The organism is Nocardia sp. NPDC006044, assembly GCF_042871115.1.
GTDB lineage: Bacteria > Actinomycetota > Actinomycetes > Mycobacteriales > Mycobacteriaceae > Nocardia.
Genome location: NZ_JBIAID010000003.1, coordinates 725,466 through 744,717, shown reverse-complemented (window position 1 = coordinate 744,717; position 19,252 = coordinate 725,466). Strand labels below are relative to the sequence as shown.

The window sequence follows — 19,252 nt, the reverse complement described above, 5'->3', positions numbered from 1 at the left end:
TCCTGGGATTGCGCACGACTGCGCCTCGTGCGCACTCGCTCACGAGTCGACGACGAACGACGCCGGTGCCAGCCGGTATCGCACTCGAGCACACCGCTGGCGGGAGCTTCGTACTGCTCATGGGACGATAGGCGGTAGTTTGCCGATACCCTGAGGAGTGGAGTGCCCGCCAGCTTCGCCGACACGACGTTCACCGATCCGTCGCGGATCCGGAACTTCTGCATCATCGCGCACATCGATCACGGCAAGTCGACGCTGGCCGATCGGATGCTGCAACTGACCGGTGTGGTCGAGGAGCGGGCGATGCGCGCCCAATACCTGGACCGGATGGATATCGAGCGCGAGCGCGGCATCACCATCAAGGCGCAGAACGTGCGGCTGCCGTGGCAGGTGGACGGCACCGATTACGTGCTGCACCTGATCGATACGCCGGGCCACGTCGACTTCACCTATGAGGTGTCACGCGCGCTGGAAGCCTGCGAGGGCGCGGTGCTGCTGGTCGACGCGGCCCAGGGCATCGAGGCGCAGACGCTGGCGAACCTGTACCTGGCGCTGGACAAGGATCTGACGATCATCCCGGTGCTCAACAAGATCGACCTGCCCGCCGCCGACCCGGACCGCTACGCCGGCGAGATCGCGCACATCATCGGCTGCGAGCCGGACGACGTGCTGCGGGTGTCGGGCAAGACCGGCGTCGGCGTCACCGAACTGCTCAACGAGGTGATCGAGAAGGTACCCGCGCCGGTCGGCGACCCGGACGCGCCGGCCCGCGCGATGATCTTCGACTCGGTCTACGACACCTACCGCGGCGTCGTCACCTATGTCCGCGTGGTGGACGGCAAGCTCACCCCGCGCGAGAAAATCAAGATGATGTCCACCGGCGCGACGCACGAGATGCTGGAGATCGGCATCGTCTCGCCGGAGCCCAAGCCGACCCAGGGGCTCGGCGTCGGCGAGGTGGGCTACCTGATCACCGGCGTGAAGGACGTGCGCCAGTCGAAGGTCGGTGACACGGTGACCGCCGCGCGCAACGGCGCTACCGAACCGCTCGTCGGCTACCGCGAGCCCCGCCCGATGGTGTATTCGGGTCTGTACCCGGTCGACGGCTCCGACTACCCGGACCTGCGCGACGCGCTGGAGAAGTTGCAGCTCAACGACGCCGCGCTGACCTACGAGCCGGAAACCTCTGTCGCACTGGGCTTCGGCTTCCGCTGCGGGTTCCTCGGCCTGCTGCACATGGAGATCACCCGCGAGCGGTTGCAGCGCGAGTTCGATCTGGACCTGATCTCCACCGCGCCCAACGTGGTCTACACCGTAGAGATGGAAGACGGTAACAAGCACGTCGTCACCAATCCGTCGTACTGGCCGGAGGGCAAGGTCCGCCACGTCTACGAACCGATGGTGAAGTGCACCGTCATCGCGCCGAGCGAGTTCATCGGCTCGATCATGGAGCTGTGCCAGTCGCGGCGCGGCGAGCTCGGCGGCATGGACTACCTGTCCGAGACCCGCGTCGAGCTGCGCTACACCATGCCCATGGCGGAGATCATCTTCGACTTCTTCGATTCGCTGAAGTCGCGCACCCGCGGCTACGCCAGCCTCGATTACGAGGAGTCGGGCGTGCAGGACGCGGCGCTGGTCAAGGTCGACATCCTGTTGCAGGGTGAGGCCGTCGACGCGTTCAGCGCGATCGTGCACAAGGACGCCGCGCAGGCCTACGGCAACAAGATGACCACCAAGCTGCGCGAGCTCATCCCGCGCCAGCAGTTCGAGGTACCCATCCAGGCCGCTATCGGCTCCAGAATCATTGCCCGCGAGAACATCCGCGCCATCCGCAAGGACGTGCTCGCCAAGTGCTACGGCGGTGACATCAGCCGTAAGCGCAAGCTGCTGGAGAAGCAGAAGGAAGGCAAGAAGCGGATGAAGACCATCGGCCGCGTCGAGGTCCCGCAGGAAGCCTTCGTGGCCGCGCTGTCCTCGGACGCCGCGTCGGACAAGCCGAAGGGCAAGTAGGGTCGAACGGATTCGAGACACGGCCCACTTGGCGACATGGCACGAAAATGCCTCGTAGCTCTTGGACCATGAGGCATCAGCCGTCGACCAGCGATACTGAGCGCGGAGGACAGCAATGGTTGCGGTGCGCGGAGATGTTATCCACACCGAAGAGTTCGAGGTGATTGCCCGTGCAGTCGAACGCGAGACCGAAGGCGTGCGTGCCGAACTGATCGGCGGACGACTCGAGGTCAAGCGAGGTCCTGATGGCAACCACGGCCGAATTCTCAATTGGTTGCTATTGCTGCTCATGCCGTTACATCCGGGTCTCTTCTTGCATGTCGCAGGACAGGGTTTGATCGTTGGGGCCCGCGGGCAGGGTCGGTTGCGGCCGGACGGTGTTCTGGCACCACTCGATGCCTTTGTCGGCAGCGGAGAGTGGGGGTTCTCCGACGCTGTCGTGATGGTCGTCGAGGTCACCTCGCCCGATCCGAATAGCACGTGGCGCGACCGGGTGGAGAAGCCGATCGTGTACGCGCAGACAGGGATTCCGATCTATCTACTCATCGATCGCGAGGCCGCCAGAGTTGTCGTACACAGCGAGTCCGACGGAGATCGGTATCAGGACGTGCACTCCTATGCGTTCGGGCGCGAGGTGACATTGCCTGCTCAGGTTGGCATCAGCTTCGACAGCTCACCCCTCGAGGGCTGGGGCGAGTGAACCTCGACTAGGGGACTGTGCGGCGATCCGGACCCGGAGCCGGACGCCGCCCAGCGGGCTCTTGGTGAGTTCGGCTGTGCCGGAGTGGAGTTCGGCTTGTTGGCGGACGAGGGCCAAGCCCAGGCCGGAGCCGGGGGAGCCGGGGCCCTTGACGAAGCGGTCGAAGGCGTTGGGGCAGACGGATTCCGGGATGCCTGTCCCGTCGTCGTCGATGAGAATTTCCAGTTGGTCTGTGCCGGAACGGTTTACCGAGATGCGGACGGTGTCGGCTTTGCCGTGCTGGACGGCGTTCGCTACCGCGTTGGTGACGATGAGCATGAGCCCGCCGGGCAGGCCGGTCACCGTGACGGGCTCGCATTCGGTGAGTTCCACCCGGGCGGCAGGGTGGCGGCGCTGCGCGTCTTGAGCTGCGCGGTCGAGGGTTTCGCAGAGGTCGAAGGGCTCGAAGACGTCGGGTTCGGTGAGTTCGCCGACGGCGAGGCGCTCGAGATCGGTGAGGGTGTTCTCGATCTGCTGCTCGGCGAAGAGCACCTCGTTGAGGATGGCGCCGCGCTGTTCGGCGGGAATCTCCTTGGTGGCCAGCACTTGCAGGTCGGTGCGCAGCGCGGTGAGCGGGGTGCGCAGTTCGTGCGCGCAGACGGCGGCGAAATCGCGGGCGCTGGTGAGGGCGTGGTTGGTGGCCCGGTGCGCGGCCTCGAGGCGGGTGAGCATGCGGGTGATGGCGTCGGAGAGTTCCTCGGCTTCCCGTGCGCCACGGCCGGATAGCGGCGGAAGCTGCTCGAGGGTGTCGATGCCGTGGGTGGCGGTGGCCAGCCTGCGCAGCGGGCGGGCGGCGTAACCGGCCAGGGCCCAGCCGAGCAGCGCGGCGGTCAGCGCGCCGGCCACGCCGATGCCGAGGCCGATGAGCTGGCTGCGGTGGATGGCGGAGGCGACGACGTCGCGGTTGGGATCCAGCGAGACGAGCACGCCGGGGAGGCCGTCGACGCGGGTGATCGCCATGTCGGGCGGCAGGTCGCCATTTCGGGCGACGATGGCGTCGTCCGGGATCTCGGTCGCCGCGGTCGGTGCTTCGGTCGCGTAGCCGGGAGCATCGGCCCCTGCGGTCGGCGCGGGCGCGGGTTGTCCGGGCACGGCGGGCACCGGCAGCCCGGGGGCCGCTGCCGGTGGTCCCGGAATCCGTTCCGCTGGAACACCTTTCAACGGTGGGGCGACCCGCACCGCCATCGAGGAGACGGTGTCGTCCAGCTGCCGCTCACCGGTCGCGTTCAGCAACGCGGCGAACGTGATGGTCAGCGTGAGCGCGACGAGCGCCGCGACCACGCCCGACACCAACGCCACCCGGGTCCGCAGCGACGGCGACCTTTTCACGGCTGCTCCCGCAAGACGAACCCGACACCGCGCACGGTGTGCACCACCCGCGGCGCGCCGGGCGCTTCCAGCTTGCGCCGCAGATACGAGACGAACACGTCGACCACATTGGTATCGGTGGCGAAGTCGTAACCCCATACCGTGGACAGGATCTGCTCGCGGCCGAGCACGATGCCCGGATTGTCGGCGAGCATGGCGAGCACCTCGAATTCTCGTTTGGTCAGGTCGACCGGGGTGCCCGCGGCCAGCACCCGATGCCCGGCCAGGTCGATCTGCACCTGGCCGATCCGCACCTGCGCGTCCGGTCGTTCGGTGGTGACCCGGCGGCGCAGCAGCGCGCGCAGCCGGGCCACCAGTTCGCCCAGGTCGAAGGGTTTGGTGAGGTAGTCGTCGGCGCCGCGTTCGAGGCAGGCGATGCGGTCGGTCACGGCGCTGCGCGCGCTGAGCACGCAGATCGGGATGTCGTTGCCCATCGCGCGCAACGCCGTGACCACACCTTCACCGTCCAGCGCCGGCATGTTCACGTCCAGCACCATGGCGTCGGGCGAGGTGCTGCGCACCATCGCCAGCGCCTCGGCGCCGTCGCCCGCGGTGACTACCTCGAAATCGGAGAGTTCCAACCCGCGTCGTAGCGACGCGAGCACACGAACCTCGTCGTCCACGACCAAGATCCGGTGTCCGGTCATGGATAAACAGTAGTCCCGGCCGGTCAGCGGGCGTAGGCGACGACGCACCCCGGCTCGTCGGACGGGACCGCGGGGGAGGCCGGGACGGGCGCGGACGGCCGGGCGTCGAGCGGGGTCGCGGGCACTGCGCCGGGCGGCAGGTCGCCGCGTTCGATGGTGACCCATGGGCCCTGCTCGCCCTCGCCGTGGGTGATCACCACCGGCCCGTCCGGACCGGGTTCCGGGCAGACGACTGGTTCGCCGGGGACCGGGTCGATCGCGACCCACGGACCGGGCTGCGTCGGCAGGGGCGGCGGTCCCGGCTGCGCCGAGGCGGCGCCCGCCATGCCGGCGATCAGGCCTGTGGTGAGCACGGTGCCGCTGAGCACTGCGGCGACCCGGCGTCCGATGAGTGCAGTCATGAGGGGTGACTCCTTGAGCTCGATGCTGTCGTCCGGCTGGTCCGACGAAATCGACGGTAGGCAAAGGATCTTCACCACTCGTTGAGCAATCGTTAGAGAACTCTTAGGGTCTGGTTGGCCGCTGTTCGAGGCGGTGCGCGGGGCGGCAGAATCCGACCTGGTCATGGTGCATATTCGAGCCCGCATTCGGTCGGATAACCCACTAGAAATAGGGCTTCCGTTCTGGTTTTCCGGATGGCAAGGTTGTGTTGCTCGCCACCTGTGGAGTCTCTACAGTCCTGGAGAATGTGACAGTCGGGTTTTCCCGAAATAGTGTTAGGTGATCTTCACTCGGTCTGGCCGGCTGGTGAGGATGGTTGCTGGAAACCCGAGATGGAGCTTTCATGACGCGTGACCTGCCCTTCGATGACGACGCCACCGAGGCAGCCGAGCGCACGGGTGACACCGCCTATCGAGTTGCCACCGGCGTCGCGCGGGTTGCCAGGGCAGGCGCGTATGTCACCGGCGGCGCGCTGGTCGCCGCGAACGGCGGCGGCGTCCCGGCGCACCCCGGTTCCTCGCACGCGGACAGCCGCAACGCGGGCTGGGCGCACAACAGCGATCCCGACTCCGACATCCCCTCCCCGGTGATCACCTTCCCGGACCAGGTCGTCGAACCCGCGCCGCTGCCGCACGGCGGCAACTCGCCGGTCGCGCACCACACTCCTGGCTTCAACCTCCCCGGCGCCAATCCCGGCGGCTCGAACCTGCCGCTGCCGACGCTCGGCGGCGACTACCACGGCACCGACGCTGGCTTCCCGTTGCCGGGCACGGATGCGGGCCAGTCCGGCATGGGCCTGCCGAGCCTGGCCGGCGGCCAGCCGGGGCAGCAGAGCATGGAACTGCCGGGCACCTCCGGTCCGTCGAACCACGCGGGCTTCGGCCTGCCGGGCACCGCCCCCGGCCAGTCCGGGATGGGCCTGCCGGGTTCGACCGGCGGCATTGGCCTGCCCGGCACCGAGGCGGGTGCGTCCAACGGCTTCGGCCTGCCGGGTACCAGTGGCAACACCGACGACCTCGATCTGCCCGGCGGCCACGGCTTCGGACTGCCCGGCCACGGGCTCGGTCAAGCCGGACACGGCTTCGGCCTGCCGGGCGCGAACGGCTTCGTCGCACCGGGTTCCGGCGCCTTCGATCTGCCCGGCTCGCACGCGGCCTCGACCGCGGGCACCGGCCCGTTCGACGGAGTCGGCGACGGCGGCGGTGACCCGCTCGGCATCTTCGTCGGCACCCAGTGGTCGGTCGACTTCGGCATCGGCCCGCAGGGCATCTACTTCAACTCCGAGATGAAGGTCGACGCGGGCATCGGCCACGTGGGCGACCAGCTCGACCAGTTCACCGACTTCCTCGGCAGCGGCCTGCACGTGCCCGACGGCAGCGGCCGCGCGGTGACCGATCCGAACGTGTCCGGTCACGGCCTGCCCGGCGCGGTCGGCGGACTCACCACCGCGACCCCGTCGTCGACGCACCACTCGAACCATTCGCATTCGACCGCACCGGCCGCCACCGCGCAGCCCATCGTGCAGCCGCTCGCCACGCCCGCCCCGGTCGTGGCCGCGACCGCGCCCGTGGCGACCGCCGCGGTCGCGCCGGTCGTCGTGGCGCCGGTGGCTACCGCCGCGCCGGCGGTGGCCCCGCCGGTCGTCGCCGCCACCCCGTTGCAGACCACGATCCAGCCGGACGCCGCGACCACGCCGATCGCGAATGTCTATACGGCGCCGCAGGGTCCGTCGGTGCTGACCGTGCCCGCCGCAGCCACGCCCGCCCTGTTCGATCAGGCCCGGCCGACGCCGGTGGTGAAGCCGGCCCCGGTGACCGATCCGGCCAAGCACTCGGACGGCTCCGTCACCACGCCGAACACGCCGACCACCATCACCAAGACCGTTCCGGTCCCGACGGTGCCCTCCGACGTGACCACGCCGAGCGTCCCGAAGACGCCGGACGTCACCACGAAGGTGCCGGGCGCGGGTCATCCGTCCACGTCACCCGGCGGCATCACCACCGGCCCGGACGTGCCGACCACCAAGGTCCCGGTGACCACGGGCAGTCAGCCGACGCACACACCGACCACCCCGTCCGACGACGACGTGACCACACCCGGCACCACCGGCCCGAGCACCGGCCACGGCGGCACCAGCGGCGGCGCGACCACCCAGCCGACCGTGCCGACCAAGGACGTCCCGACCGCCACCCAGCCGGAACCGTCCGTGCCGACCCGGGACGTGCCGACCGCCGACATGCCGACCTCGGTCCCGACCCACGACGTGCCGGTGCCGACCCACGACGTGCCGACCTTCCAGAACCCCGCGCCGACCCAGGCGCCGGTGCCCACGTACAAGCCGCCGACGACCATCGATCCGAAGCCGCACGCCATCGCCGACCCGATCAACAGCACCCACATGGTCGACACGACCGCGGTGCCGATCCAGGATCACGCCTACTACACCGACCACTCGACCCTCGCGGTCGCGGCCGGCGGCGGTCTGTCCGGTGGGTTGCTGCCGGAATCGACCATGGCCGAGACCCACCACATGGTGCCGGGCGGCATGGACATAGCGTTGATGTAACCGAACTTGTGGTGACCAAGAGGTCGCAGGGGGCATCCATGTCGATCAAGAGCAAACGCATGTAAGGAGGCAGGTTGTCTGCCGCAGCCGGGCTGAAGGCCGCGACGGTGAAACACCCGGACGCGATGGCGCCGCTGATCCGGATTCTGGACGAACTGCGGGAGATAACCCGATTCGCGGGGCGGGACGATCTCGGCAGCCGGCTCAGCATGGTCCGGGCCAGGGTCGGCGATCCGCGGGTGCGCCTCGTCGTGGTCGGTGAGCCGAAGAACGGCATGAGCACGCTGGTCAACAGCCTGGTCGGCGCGTCGGTCAGCGCGACCGACAGTGACCTGAGCGTGCCGGTCATCGTCGAGTACGGGCCGGAACCGACCGCGACGCTGGTGCGTTCGGTCGACGGGCGCACCGAGCGGCAGCCGGTCGATCCGCTCGATCCCGGCCCGGCGATCTCCGGTTTCGGCGTGATCCGCGCCGAGTTCACCCAGCCGAGTTCGCTGCTCGCCGACGGCGTCGTGGTGATGGACGCGCCGGGCACCCGCGGGGCGGACAACACCACCACCTCGATGATCGCCGCCGCCGACGCGGTCCTCTACGTCACCAACGCGTCCACCGAACTCACCGTCGATCAGATCGCCTACCTGCAGCGCATCCAGCAGATCTGCCCGACCGTCATCTGCGTGCTGAACAAGATCGACCAGTTCTCCCACTGGTCGCACACCCAGCAGCGCAACCGGGAACTGCTCGACGCGGCCGGGCTCGGCTTCGCGGTCGCGCCGGTGTCGGCGGAACTGCACCGGCAGGCCGGGCTGACCGGAAACTACCAGCGCGACATCGAATCCGGTGTGCCGCAACTGATCGACCACCTGCGCGACTACGTGGTCGCGCGCGCGGACAGCGTCGCGCTGGAAGCCGCCGTGCAGGATATCCGGCTGGTCAGCGACCATCTCGGCTTGACCCTGCGCAACGAGGTCGAGTCGCTGCGCGATCCGCGCATGCGCGCCGAGATCACCGACAAGCTGGTCCGGGCCCGCGACGACGCCGAGCAGCAGCGCCAGCGCACGTCGAACTGGCAGGTCACGCTGGTCGACGGCAGCACCGAGCTGATGGCCGACATCGAACACGACCTGCGGCACCGGCTGCGCAGCCTGGTCCGCGACGCCGAGGCCGAGATCATGCAGCACGATCCGGCGCGGCGCTGGAAGGAATTCGGCACCGATCTGGACGCGCGGATCTGTGAGGCGGTCGAAGAGAACTTCGTCATGGCGCACTACCGTTCGGTCGAGCTGTCCGAGCAGGTGGCGTCGAAGTTCCTGGCCGACAACCGGGCCGCGCCGCTGCCCAACATGCGGCTGGAGAACCCCGGCGAGGTGCTCGAGCAGGTGCAGTCGCTCGAGCCGCTGGAGAGTGCGAAAGCGCGTGTGGGACAACAGTTCCTCTCCGCGCTGCGCGGCTCCTACGGCGGCATCCTGATGGTCGGCCTGGTTACCAGCATCCTGAAGATGTCGCTGGTGAACTGGTATTCGATCGGCGCGGGCGTGCTGCTCGGCATCAACGCCCTGTGGGACGAGCGCAAGAATCTCAAGGCGCGCAGGCGGGCGGAGGCGAAGGTCGCGGTGGCCCGGCTGATGGACGACGTCATCTTCCAGGTGAGCAAGGAATCGCGAAATCGGTTGCGCGCCATGCAGCGGGTGCTGCGTGATCACTTCACCGAGATCGCTGGCGACAACGCCAAGCAGGCGGACGAGGCGCTGCGCCTGGCCGAATCGGCCTACCAGAAGTACGGCGACCACAGCGGCGACCGGATCAAGCAGGTCGACGGGCAGCTCGGCAAACTGCGCGGCCTGCGCGAGCAGGCCGACAGTCTGGCCGTCTGACGAAAAGCCTGGCTACCCAGGGTTGTTCGCGGGGGAATGGGCGGGCTGGAACCCGCCGGCGGGCCGGTTTTCCTCGGCCCGGATCACGTGGGTGACCGCGTTGATCAGGGCGAGGTGGGTGAAGGCCTGCGGGAAGTTGCCGAGGTGGCGGCCGCTGCGCGGGTCGATCTCCTCGGCGTAGAGGCGCAGCGGACTGGCGAAGCCGAGCAGCCGCTCGCACAGGTGCCGGGCGCGCTGCAGTTCACCGATCTCCACCAGCGCGGACACCAGCCAGAACGAGCAGATGGTGAAAGCGCCCTCCTCGCCGGACAATCCGTCGTCGGTGGTGTCGGTGCGGTAGCGCAGCACCAGGCCGTTCTCGGTGAGCCGGTCCGCGATGGACAGCACGGTGGCGCGGATCCGGTGATCGTCCGGCGGCAGGAACCGGGTCAGCACCGCCAGCAGCAGTGAGGCGTCCAGGGTGTCGCCGCCGTAGGTCTGGGTGAGCACGCCGTTGGCGTTCACCCCGTGCTCGAGGATGTCGGCCTTGATCTCGTCGGCGATGGTGTACCACTCGGTGGCGCTCTCGTATTGGCCGTGCAGCTCGGCGAGTTTCGCACCGCGGTCGAGCGCGACCCAGCACATCACCTTGGACGAGGTGAAATGCTGTGGCTCGCCGCGCACCTCCCAGATGCCGCGGTCGGGCTCGCGCCAGTGCGCGATGGCCGCGTGCACCTGACGTTCCAGCAAGGGCCACAACGTTTCCGGCACCTGCTGGCGCGACTTCACGTGCAGGTAAACCGCATCCAGCATCGTGCCCCAGATATCGTGCTGATCCTGGTTGTACGCCGCGTTACCGATGCGCACCGGCCGGGATCGGTCGTAGCCGCTGAGGTGATCGAGCGTCTCCTCGGTGATCTCGCGTTCGCCGCCGATGCCGTAAAGGACTTGCAGCGGAACGGCATCGCCGTTCGCACCGGTGGTGGCGTCGCGCAGGAAGGCGAAGAAGTCGTCGGCCTCCCGGTTGAGCCCCAGCGTGTACAGGCCCCATAGCGCGAAGCTGGAGTCGCGCACCCAGGTGTAGCGGTAGTCCCAATTACGCTGACCGCCGGGGGTTTCCGGGAGCGAGGTGGTGGCGGCCGCGAGCAGCGCGCCGGTCGGTGCGTAGGTGAGGCCCTTGAGGGTCAGCGCGCTGCGCTGTAAGTAGTTGCGCCACGGGTGATCCGGGAAGTTGCCCTGGGTGATCCACTGCCGCCAGCTCTCGGTGGTCTGCCACATCTTCTGCGCCGCTTCCGCGTAGGACTTGGGCGCGGGCAATTCCGACCAGGTCAGCGCGATGAACCTCTCGTCGCCCTCCGACATCCGGGTGCGGGCGCGCGCCTCGCGGCCCTCCAGCCCGAGCCGCAGGTCGGTGGTCAGCACCAGGCTCGGCCCGGCGCTCGCGTCGTCGGTGCGGACCGCGGTCGCCTCCTCGTAGACCTTGCCGGTGTACTCCCAGCGGCCCACCGCCCGGTGATAGTCGAAGGACGGCTCGCAGCTCACCTCGAGCTCCACGGTGCCGTTCACGCACTTCACCGTGCGCAAGAGCATGTGCTCGGCGTCCCAGTCCATAGGGGTGCGGCGATGCGTCCTGGAACGCTGGTCGTTGTTGTGCCACGGGCCGAGCACCAGCGCGTCGCGCACGATCAGCCAGCCGGTCTCGGTCTGCCAGGTGGTCTCCAGGATCATCCCGCCCGGCAGGTAGCGGCGCGCGCTCGGCACGTTGACGCCGTACGGGCCCAGCCGGAAGTGCCCCGCGCTGCGGTCCAGCATCGCGCCGAAGACGCTGGGGGAGTCCGGGCGGGGGACACACAGCCATTCCACCGAACCGTTGCTGGCGATCAAACAGCTGGTCTCGCAGTCGGACAGGAAGGCGTAATCGTCGATCGGCGGGAACGCGCCCCGCCCGCGCGAGTCGGACAGCTGGCTGAGCACCGGCAGGTCATAGGGCTCATCGACGGTGAGATCGGCGGAGGACTCGAGGGACGACATGTCCTTATCTTCGGGCCCACGGGAACCTCCCGTCCACTGTGTGTGCCGTCGCGGCAGGTTTGCCGTGGGCGCCGTGACCGAATATTCACCTTGCCCGGCTCTCAGGTAGACCTACTAGGCTGGGCAGGTGCATCAGATCGCAGGTTGGTGGGACAGCTTCGAGCTGTGGGTCGCGGGACTCCCGTTCATCCCGCAGTTCCTCGTCGTGCTCGTGGGCATGGTCCCGGTCAGCTTCGCCATCGCCTATCTGCTGGACCGCACGCTGCGCGGCCTGCTGCGGATCCTCGACCGCAGGCACGGCGGCGCGGAGCCGCTGCCCGCCGTGCCCGACACCGTGCCCGCCGACCTCACGACCGGCGAGACCCGCCCCACCGTGCAGAGCGGTGCCCGCTGATGCCCCGTTCGCGCGTCCAGCTGGCCCTGATCGCCCTGCTCGTCCTCGTCGTCGTCGCCTGGCTCGTGACCCGCTAGTTGGCCTCGCCGGTGCGCCAGTCGTTGAACCGCTTGCCGATCTTGGAAACGGTCTCGCCGACCTCCTGACCGACCGTGCTGACCGCTGAACCGACGTCGCGGCCGAGATTGCGGACCGTGCGGATCAGCGGATCCTCGGACTGGTCGAAATTGGTGCGGTAGGTCCGGGCGGCCTCCTTGATCTCCTCCGAGATGCTGGTGTTCTTGTCCTGGTCGCGACGCGGGTAGTCGCCGGCCAGCACCCGGTCGTACTCACCGCTCTGGATCCAGCGGCGCAGTTCGGCGGCGCGCAGCACGGAGAACGGGTGGCTCTGCAATTCCAGATTGAGCAGCTTCAGCACACCGTCGCGCAGATCGCCGGAGCGTTCGTAGTCGTCGGCCTGGGCCAGGAACGCGCCGTGGTTCATCTCCTTGATCCAGGTGCCGCCCGCGGTCTTCATGTGCACCCGCACCGACGCGTCCACATCCTGCACGCACAGCAGCCCGGCCCGGTCGCCGGACAACTCGGACTTGCGGCTCCATTCCATCAGCGCCGCGACGATCGCGCGTAATGCCCAGCCGCCCACCGGCATCCAGCCGATGCTCGCGGAGATGCGCAGCAAATGCATGAGCATGGTGCGGTACACCGCGTGCCCGGACAGCGCGTGACCGAGCTCGTGGCCGACGATGAAACGCAACTCCTCGGTATCCATCAGATCGATCAATCCGGTGGTCAGCACGATAAACGGCTGGTCCATGCCGATGGTGAAGGCGTTCACGTGCGGGCTCTGCAACACGAAGATCTCCGGCGTGGGCCGGGCATCGAGTACGGCGACGCAGTCCTCGCGCAATTGATGCAGCGAACGGAACTGTCGTTCGTCGACCCGCACGGCCGTCGCGAGATAAAGCAGGCGGTGCTGGCGTTCTTGCAGCAATCCGGACAAAGTGCGCAGTATGGCGTCGAATCCGGACAGCGTCCGCAGCGCGACCAACGCGGTGCGGTCGGCGGGGTGCTCCCACGCGCGAGTGCTGATGCCGGGAAATCTCGCGCGGACGCGATCCGGGCTGTTGGTCATGGGATGAAACCCCCCTCTTCCTGGAACTCTGTGATTCGAACTCGGGCCGTGGCCTCTGCTACAGTCTGCCCGTGTCTTCGAGTTGTGTCCCGCGGGTCCGCCATGAACTGGCGTTGATCGCGGTCGGCAATCTCGCGGTCGCCGACATTCTCTGTCGCTGATCGGTTGACCGGGCACGTTTGCGCGTCCCTCCTTTGTAGACTGGCGTGCAACTTTTTCGCAGACGTCCCGAACCCCGACGGCCTACCCGGCCGATAGCCACGCCACCGCTCGCATCGACGCGGCGCAGGTCTACCGATCCAACAGCAGTTCTCTCTGCCGCTCGAGGTCCCGAGTCGGCAGTCCGTAGGAAAGGTCCCCCCGATGTCTCGCAAATCTTGGCTCTCCCCGCGCCGACGTACCGCCGTCGTCGCCCTCACCGCGTTCGCGGCGGTCGCCCTCACCGCGTGCGGCGGCGGAGCCAGTGACACGGCCGGGGGTGGTGGCGCCGACGGCAGCGGCGGCACGCTGAACCTCTACGCCTACGCCGTCCCGAAGCCCGGCTTCGACAAGGTGGTGCCCGAGTTCAACAAGACCGAGAAGGGCAAGAACGTCGTCGTCAACGGCTCCTACGGGGCCTCCGGCGATCAGTCCCGCAAGGTCAAGGACGGCGCCGAGGCCGACATCGTGAACTTCTCGGTCGAGCCCGACATCACCCGCCTGGTCGACGCCGGCCTGGTAGATGCGAACTGGAATGCCGACGCCACCAAGGGAATTCCGTTCGGCTCGGTCGTCGCGATCGTGGTCCGCAAGGGCAACCCGAAGGGCATCAAGGACTGGGACGACCTGCTCAAGCCGGGCGTCGAGGTGGTCACGCCGAACCCGTTCAGCTCCGGTTCGGCCAAGTGGAACCTGCTCGCCCCGTACGCGGCCAAGTCCGAGGGCGGCAAGAACCCGCAGGCCGGGCTGGACTACCTGAGCCAGCTGGTGTCCAAGGAGCACGTGAAGGTGCAGCCGAAGTCGGGCCGCGAGGCCACCGAGACCTTCCTGCAGGGCACCGGTGACGTGCTGCTGAGCTACGAGAACGAGGCGCTGTTCTCCGAGCGCAACGGCGACCCGATCGAGCACTTCGTGCCGCCGGTCACGTTCAAGATCGAGAACCCGGTCGCGGTGCTCAAGAACAGCAAGAGCCAGGAGAAGGCCGTCGCGTTCCGCGACTTCCTGTACACCCCCGAGGGCCAGAAGGCTTGGGCGACAGCTGGTTTCCGGCCGGTCGACCCGAAGGTGGCGGCCGACTTCGCCAAGGACTTCCCGACCCCGCAGAAGCTGTGGACCATCAGCGACCTCGGCGGCTGGAAGGCCGTGGACAAGGAGCTGTTCACCGCGAACACCGGCTCCGTCGCGGTGATCTACGACAAGGCCACCAAGTAGCCGGGTCCGGCGCACGGGATACTGGACGACTGTGACTGACAGCAGCACCGCCGGGAGCACGAAGACTCCCGGCGGTACCCCCGCCGGCCGGTTCGATTGGTCGTGGCTGCGGGTGACCGGCTCGGTGGGGCCGCTCGGCATCGCCATCGCGATGCTGTGGCTCAGCATCATCGTGCTGCTCCCGCTGGCCGCGCTCACGGTAACCTCGTTCGACGAGGGCTGGTCCGGCTTCTGGGACGCGATCAGCGCGCCCGCGGCGGTGGACTCGTTGCGGATCACCGTGCTGGTCTCGATCGTGGTCGCGGTGATCAACGTGGTGATGGGCACCCTGATCGCGTGGGTGCTGGTGCGCGACGAGTTCCCGGGCAAGGGCATCGTCAACGCGCTGATCGATCTGCCGTTCGCGCTGCCGACGATCGTGGCCAGCATTGTGCTGCTGTCGCTTTACGGTCCGCAGAGCCCGATCGACATCCACCTCAACGCGACTCAGCCCGGGCTGATCGTCGCGCTGGCGTTCGTCACCCTGCCATTCGTGGTGCGCTCGGTGCAGCCGGTGCTCATCGAGGCCGACCGCGAGGTCGAACAGGCCGCGATGTCGCTCGGTGCGGACAACTGGACCACCTTCCGCCGCATCGTATTACCGACGCTGGGCCCGGCGATCATCTCCGGCGGCGGGCTCGCGTTCGCCCGTGCGATCGGCGAGTACGGGTCGGTGGTGCTGATCGGCGGCGCGATCCCGCGCAAGACCGAAATGGCCTCGCAGTACATCCAGAAGCAGATCGAGATCGACCGGCCGATCAATGCGGCGGCGGTTTCGGTTGCGCTGCTGGTCATTTCGTTCGCATCGTTGCTCGTTCTCCGACTGCTCGCCGAACGTAGCGTGCGCAAGGAACAGGAATCACGATGAATCTTTCCTGGCCGACCCGGATTTCGCTGCGGGTCGTCGCGCTCGGCTACCTGTTCGTGCTGCTGGTGTCGCCGCTGATCATCATCCTGCTGCGCACGTTCGAAAAGGGCATCGGCGCGTTCATCGACTCGATCACCACGCCCGCGGCCATCTCGGCGTTCCAGCTGTCCATGATCATCGTGGCGATCGTGGTTCCGCTGAACGTCATCTTCGGCATCTTCACCGCGCTGGCGCTGGTACGCGGGAAGTTCCCCGGCCGCACGCTCGTTCAGGGCATCGTCGATCTGCCGTTCGCGGTCTCGCCGGTGGTGGTCGGTGTCGCGCTGATCCTGCTGTGGGGCGTGCACGGCTGGTTCGGCGGACTGGAGGGCGCCGGTTTCAAGGTGATCTTCGGCCTGTCCGGCATGGTGCTCGCGACCATCTTCGTCACGTTGCCGTTCGTGGTGCGTGAGGTCGAGCCGGTGCTGCACGAGATCGGCGACGACCAGGAACAGGCCGCCGCCACCCTCGGCGCCACCCGCTGGCAGACGTTCTGGCGGATCACCCTGCCCGCCATCCGCTGGGGTCTCACCTATGGCGTCGTGCTCACCGTGGCCCGCGCGCTCGGCGAGTTCGGCGCGGTGATCATGGTGTCGTCCGCGCAGCCCGGCAAGTCGCAGACCCTGACGCTGCTGGTGCACGGCCGATACATCAACGACCACAACACCTTCGGCGCCTACTCGGCCGCGACCCTGCTGATGGGCCTCGCCCTCGTCACCCTCCTGCTGATGACCCTCCTCGAACGCAAACGGGGCACCAAATGATCACCGTGACCAATGCGAAGAAGAACTACGGTTCGTTCGCCGCGCTCGATGACGTCACCATCGACATTCCGAAGGGCGAGCTGACCGCCCTGCTCGGCCCCTCGGGTTCGGGCAAGTCGACGCTGCTGCGCTCGATCGCCGGACTCGAATCGCTCGACTCCGGCATCGTGCTGATCGCCGGCAACGACGTGACCAGGGTGCCGCCGCAGAAGCGCGACATCGGCTTCGTGTTCCAGCATTACGCCGCGTTCAAGCACATGACCGTGCGCGACAATGTGGCGTTCGGTCTGAAGATCCGGAAGCGGCCGAAGCACGAGATCGCCAAGCGGGTCGACGAACTGCTCGGCATCGTCGGTCTGGACGGCTTCCAGCATCGTTATCCGGCCCAGCTGTCCGGCGGCCAGCGGCAGCGCATGGCGCTGGCCCGCGCGCTCGCCGTGGACCCGCAGGTGCTGCTGCTCGACGAGCCGTTCGGCGCGCTGGACGCGAAGGTGCGCGCCGATCTGCGCACCTGGCTGCGCCGGCTGCACGAGGAGGTCCACGTGACCACCGTGCTGGTCACCCACGATCAGGAGGAGGCCCTGGATGTGGCCGACCGGATCGCGGTGATGAACAAGGGACGGATCGAGCAGGTCGGCACGCCGGAGGACGTGTACGACCGGCCGGCCAACGAGTTCGTCATGTCGTTCCTCGGCGCCGTGGCCCGGCTCAACGGACATCTGGTGCGCCCGCACGACATCCGGGTCGGCCGGGAGCCGAGCATGGCGCAGGCCGAGCACGAGGGCACCGCGGATTCCGCGGGCGTCACCCGCGCGACCGTCGAACGGGTCGTGCATCTCGGCTTCGAGGTGCGGGTCGAGCTGCGCAACGCGGCGACCGGTGATCTGTTCGCCGCGCAGGTGACCCGCGGTGACGCTGAGGCCTTGCGCCTGTCCGACGGTGAGACCGTGTACGCCCGCGCGACCAGGATCCCGGAGTTGCCCGCGCAATAAAAGGTGCCGTGGGCCGAAAAGGTCCGGAGGCCTTGCGGTTTCGTGCGCCGGGCGGTCTGGATCGGGGCGCTGTGGCAGCCAGGAGGTCCAGCGGTCCGCTATGAAATCCGTGCGGATGGCGTGGTAAATCTGCGGGCGACCGCGACGATCGCGCCGTCCGGATTCGGACGCGGACGGTGCGGTAGATCATCCGGCTGCTGAGACGTTGCTGATCTTGTGCTGGCGCAAGGAAATCCAGGTGTTGTCGAGGGTGCATGACAACACCGAATCGGGTGCGCGGTTGCGCTGGAGTCGCGTGGGGCGGTTCATCCGGGGCGTGGGCGGCGCGGCGGGCGCCGGATCGCCTCGGCGAGTCGTGACAGTATCCGCTTCCCTCGGTCCCATGTCTGGCGTTCCGGCGATTGTTAGGGGCTATCGCAGCATGTGAGAACGTGTATTCGCGGGTGGTACCGGTCGGCTGTGCGGTTGTCGGAGGCTTCCGCAAACGCAGGGCGGACACCGCTGAATATCGGCGTGTCGCAGTGAGATCCGGCTGCGGAGGTAGCCGCCGCCGTCCAGGGCAGGTGACCAGGATGGATGCTTGTGCTATGCAACCTGTGTCAAAACAGGCGGGCTGCGGACAACGTGGTGTCCGGTGGTTGGCAGGCCGGTCGCGGAGTGGTTGCGTGGACAGAGTTCGAAGCAAATCGGCTCGGCGATCAGAGGATTGCGATGGCGGTTGGTCTCGGTTTGAGCATCGGTACGGTGAACACGGTTTCCGCGCTCGCGGAGGAGGGTTCAGCGAAGGCTCCGCCGGGCCGCCGATGGGCCCAGCGCTCCCAATCCATCACCCGCCGAACAACACTCACGTTCGATAGCACAGGTCTGGCCCGGGTCGGCATGATTCCGCGCCACGGGCGCGCGATCATCGAGTTCGCCGATCTGACCCAGCGTTCCATCATGTCGGCGCGGGTCGGCCACCGTGCGCTCTCGCCTGCCGACCTGGTCGCGGTGGTCGCCGAGTGCCTGATCGGCGAGACGCTGCTGGGTCGGCCGCACTACGACGCGCACGGCAGCGAGGCCGGCATCGTGCTGACCTATCCGGCGCGTTATACCGAGACGCACATCGGCGATCTGCGCGCCTCGCTGGACGCCATCGGGCTCGACCGCGTCGAGCTGGTCGCCGAACCCATCGCGGCGGTGGCCTGGCTGGAGTCCGATCGCGGCCCGCTCATGCCCGGACTGGCCCTCGTCTATGACCTAGGCGGCGCGAGCCTGGACGTCACGCTGGTCCGGGTCGGCGCGGGCTGCCCGAGCAACCCGATCGCCGGTCAGCCGATGCACTCCGCCGAATACGGTGGCCGGGCCTTCGGCGCGCTGGTCGCCTCGCGGGCCGGGCGCGGGTTGCCGTCGGCCTCTATATCGGGCTCGGTCACCGGCACGACCGCGGACGAGTTGCGTACCGAACATGTGCGGGCCTCCTTGGAACTCGTCTATCGGTGCCTGCGCGCCGCGGACGTCACCATGGCCGACGTCGACTGTGTCGTCGTGGTCGGCGGCGCGGCCCGGCCGGTCGAGGTGGCCCAGGTGCTGGCGGGGGAGCTGGCCCGGCCGGTGATCGTGGCGCCCGACCCGGAACGAACCATCGCGGACGGCGCGGCGATCATCGGTCGCCGGGCCGCCGTCGCCGCCGAGGAATCGGCGGGTAAACACCACGGCAAGCGCCGCCAGGGCGCACACCGGCGCGCGGCCACCAGGGCGATGGTGCTGTCGCAGCGGACCAAGCAGCGACTGAGCAGAGTCGCGCTGGCCGCCGGGTTGTCCGTCGCCGGCATCGGCATGGCGCTCGCGCTGCCCGCCGACGGCGTGGTCGTGGGATTGGCGCAGCTCGGGCTGCGTTGACGGGGATCCGGTGGCGATGGTGACGAGGGCCGCCGCCACCGGTCTCTCGGCTTGCGCCGGTCGATCGTCCAGATCGGG

At 68.2% G+C, this 19,252-nt stretch carries 16 protein-coding genes; 11 read left to right on the top strand and 5 right to left on the bottom strand.

Going from position 1 to position 19,252, the window contains the following annotated elements; all coding sequences use genetic code 11:
* Positions 1-162: 162 nt before the first annotated feature.
* Complete coding sequence (gene lepA / locus ACFYO1_RS27905) at positions 163-2,010, top strand: translation elongation factor 4 (protein ID WP_387236866.1); 1,848 nt, start codon at positions 163-165, stop codon at positions 2,008-2,010.
* Positions 2,011-2,125: 115 nt separating this feature from the next.
* Complete coding sequence (locus ACFYO1_RS27900; RefSeq protein ID WP_387236864.1) at positions 2,126-2,710, top strand: Uma2 family endonuclease; 585 nt, start codon at positions 2,126-2,128, stop codon at positions 2,708-2,710.
* Here the strand turns inward: ACFYO1_RS27900 and ACFYO1_RS27895 are convergent.
* The 3 genes from ACFYO1_RS27895 to ACFYO1_RS27885 are packed head-to-tail and all read right to left on the bottom strand — an operon-like array spanning position 2,684 to position 5,165.
* Positions 2,684-4,078 carry an ATP-binding protein gene (locus ACFYO1_RS27895; protein WP_387236862.1) on the bottom strand — a complete coding sequence of 465 codons (1,395 nt, stop codon included), beginning with the start codon at positions 4,076-4,078 and terminating at the stop codon, positions 2,684-2,686. The two genes, ACFYO1_RS27900 and ACFYO1_RS27895, sit on opposite strands and share 27 nt — an antisense overlap.
* On the bottom strand, positions 4,075-4,764 hold the full coding sequence (locus ACFYO1_RS27890) for a response regulator transcription factor (protein WP_387236860.1): 690 nt from the start codon (positions 4,762-4,764) through the stop codon (positions 4,075-4,077). The genes ACFYO1_RS27895 and ACFYO1_RS27890 overlap by 4 nt, the downstream gene beginning before the upstream one ends.
* A gap of 23 nt (positions 4,765-4,787) precedes the next feature.
* Complete coding sequence (locus tag ACFYO1_RS27885) at positions 4,788-5,165, bottom strand: hypothetical protein (protein ID WP_387236858.1); 378 nt, start codon at positions 5,163-5,165, stop codon at positions 4,788-4,790.
* Positions 5,166-5,548: 383 nt separating this feature from the next.
* Here ACFYO1_RS27885 and ACFYO1_RS27880 point away from each other — a divergent pair, with 383 nt between their 5' ends.
* Both ACFYO1_RS27880 and ACFYO1_RS27875 read left to right on the top strand, forming a co-directional pair.
* On the top strand, positions 5,549-7,771 hold the full coding sequence (locus ACFYO1_RS27880; protein ID WP_387236856.1) for a hypothetical protein: 2,223 nt from the start codon (positions 5,549-5,551) through the stop codon (positions 7,769-7,771).
* A 74-nt stretch (positions 7,772-7,845) separates the two neighbouring features.
* Entirely contained in the window at positions 7,846-9,645 is a 1,800-nt protein-coding gene (locus ACFYO1_RS27875; protein ID WP_387236854.1) for a dynamin family protein, read from the top strand.
* Between the two features lie 12 nt (positions 9,646-9,657).
* Here the strand turns inward: ACFYO1_RS27875 and ACFYO1_RS27870 are convergent, their stop codons facing one another.
* On the bottom strand, positions 9,658-11,655 hold the full coding sequence (locus tag ACFYO1_RS27870) for a glycoside hydrolase family 15 protein (protein ID WP_387236852.1): 1,998 nt from the start codon (positions 11,653-11,655) through the stop codon (positions 9,658-9,660).
* 127 nt (positions 11,656-11,782) lie between these two features.
* Between ACFYO1_RS27870 and ACFYO1_RS27865 the strand changes: the two genes are divergently transcribed.
* The gene (locus ACFYO1_RS27865) at positions 11,783-12,049 is read left to right on the top strand and encodes a hypothetical protein (RefSeq protein ID WP_387236850.1); all 267 of its coding nucleotides are present in this window, start codon (positions 11,783-11,785) and stop codon (positions 12,047-12,049) included.
* Between the two features lie 73 nt (positions 12,050-12,122).
* Here the strand turns inward: ACFYO1_RS27865 and ACFYO1_RS27860 are convergent, their stop codons facing one another.
* Positions 12,123-13,181: a M48 family metallopeptidase gene (locus ACFYO1_RS27860; RefSeq protein WP_387236848.1), complete on the bottom strand. Its 1,059-nt coding sequence runs from the start codon at positions 13,179-13,181 to the stop codon at positions 12,123-12,125.
* A 71-nt stretch (positions 13,182-13,252) separates the two neighbouring features.
* Here ACFYO1_RS27860 and ACFYO1_RS27855 point away from each other — a divergent pair, with 71 nt between their 5' ends.
* The 6 genes from ACFYO1_RS27855 (at position 13,253) to ACFYO1_RS27830 (ending at position 19,174) form a co-directional block, all read left to right on the top strand.
* Positions 13,253-13,342 (top strand): Ms4533A family Cys-rich leader peptide, encoded by a 90-nt coding sequence (locus ACFYO1_RS27855; protein WP_317983926.1) that lies wholly within the window; start codon positions 13,253-13,255, stop codon positions 13,340-13,342.
* Positions 13,343-13,544: 202 nt separating this feature from the next.
* Positions 13,545-14,591 carry a sulfate ABC transporter substrate-binding protein gene (locus ACFYO1_RS27850; protein WP_387236846.1) on the top strand — a complete coding sequence of 349 codons (1,047 nt, stop codon included), beginning with the start codon at positions 13,545-13,547 and terminating at the stop codon, positions 14,589-14,591.
* 31 nt (positions 14,592-14,622) lie between these two features.
* Positions 14,623-15,498, top strand: coding sequence for a sulfate ABC transporter permease subunit CysT (gene cysT, locus ACFYO1_RS27845; RefSeq protein WP_387236844.1), 876 nt, complete (start codon positions 14,623-14,625; stop codon positions 15,496-15,498).
* A complete protein-coding gene (gene cysW, locus ACFYO1_RS27840) occupies positions 15,495-16,301 on the top strand; it encodes a sulfate ABC transporter permease subunit CysW (protein WP_387236842.1) in 807 nt (268 codons plus the stop codon). The genes cysT and cysW overlap by 4 nt, the downstream gene beginning before the upstream one ends.
* The gene (locus ACFYO1_RS27835) at positions 16,298-17,293 is read left to right on the top strand and encodes a sulfate/molybdate ABC transporter ATP-binding protein (RefSeq protein ID WP_387236840.1); all 996 of its coding nucleotides are present in this window, start codon (positions 16,298-16,300) and stop codon (positions 17,291-17,293) included. Before cysW ends, ACFYO1_RS27835 begins: the two co-directional genes overlap by 4 nt.
* 744 nt (positions 17,294-18,037) lie before the next feature.
* Positions 18,038-19,174 (top strand): Hsp70 family protein, encoded by a 1,137-nt coding sequence (locus ACFYO1_RS27830; protein WP_387236838.1) that lies wholly within the window; start codon positions 18,038-18,040, stop codon positions 19,172-19,174.
* Positions 19,175-19,252: the final 78 nt, after the last annotated feature.

Bases quoted from the DNA above. Each gene is read 5' to 3' on its own strand.
- ACFYO1_RS27900 (WP_387236864.1), top strand. From the start codon at position 2,126: ATGGTTGCGGTGCGCGGAGATGTTATCCACACCGAAGAGTTCGAGGTG.
- ACFYO1_RS27890 (WP_387236860.1), bottom strand. From the start codon at position 4,764: ATGACCGGACACCGGATCTTGGTCGTGGACGACGAGGTTCGTGTGCTC.
- ACFYO1_RS27885 (WP_387236858.1), bottom strand. From the start codon at position 5,165: ATGACTGCACTCATCGGACGCCGGGTCGCCGCAGTGCTCAGCGGCACC.
- ACFYO1_RS27880 (WP_387236856.1), top strand. From the start codon at position 5,549: ATGACGCGTGACCTGCCCTTCGATGACGACGCCACCGAGGCAGCCGAG.
- ACFYO1_RS27870 (WP_387236852.1), bottom strand. From the start codon at position 11,655: ATGTCGTCCCTCGAGTCCTCCGCCGATCTCACCGTCGATGAGCCCTAT.
- ACFYO1_RS27860 (WP_387236848.1), bottom strand. From the start codon at position 13,181: ATGACCAACAGCCCGGATCGCGTCCGCGCGAGATTTCCCGGCATCAGC.
- ACFYO1_RS27850 (WP_387236846.1), top strand. From the start codon at position 13,545: ATGTCTCGCAAATCTTGGCTCTCCCCGCGCCGACGTACCGCCGTCGTC.
- cysW (WP_387236842.1), top strand. From the start codon at position 15,495: ATGAATCTTTCCTGGCCGACCCGGATTTCGCTGCGGGTCGTCGCGCTC.
- ACFYO1_RS27835 (WP_387236840.1), top strand. From the start codon at position 16,298: ATGATCACCGTGACCAATGCGAAGAAGAACTACGGTTCGTTCGCCGCG.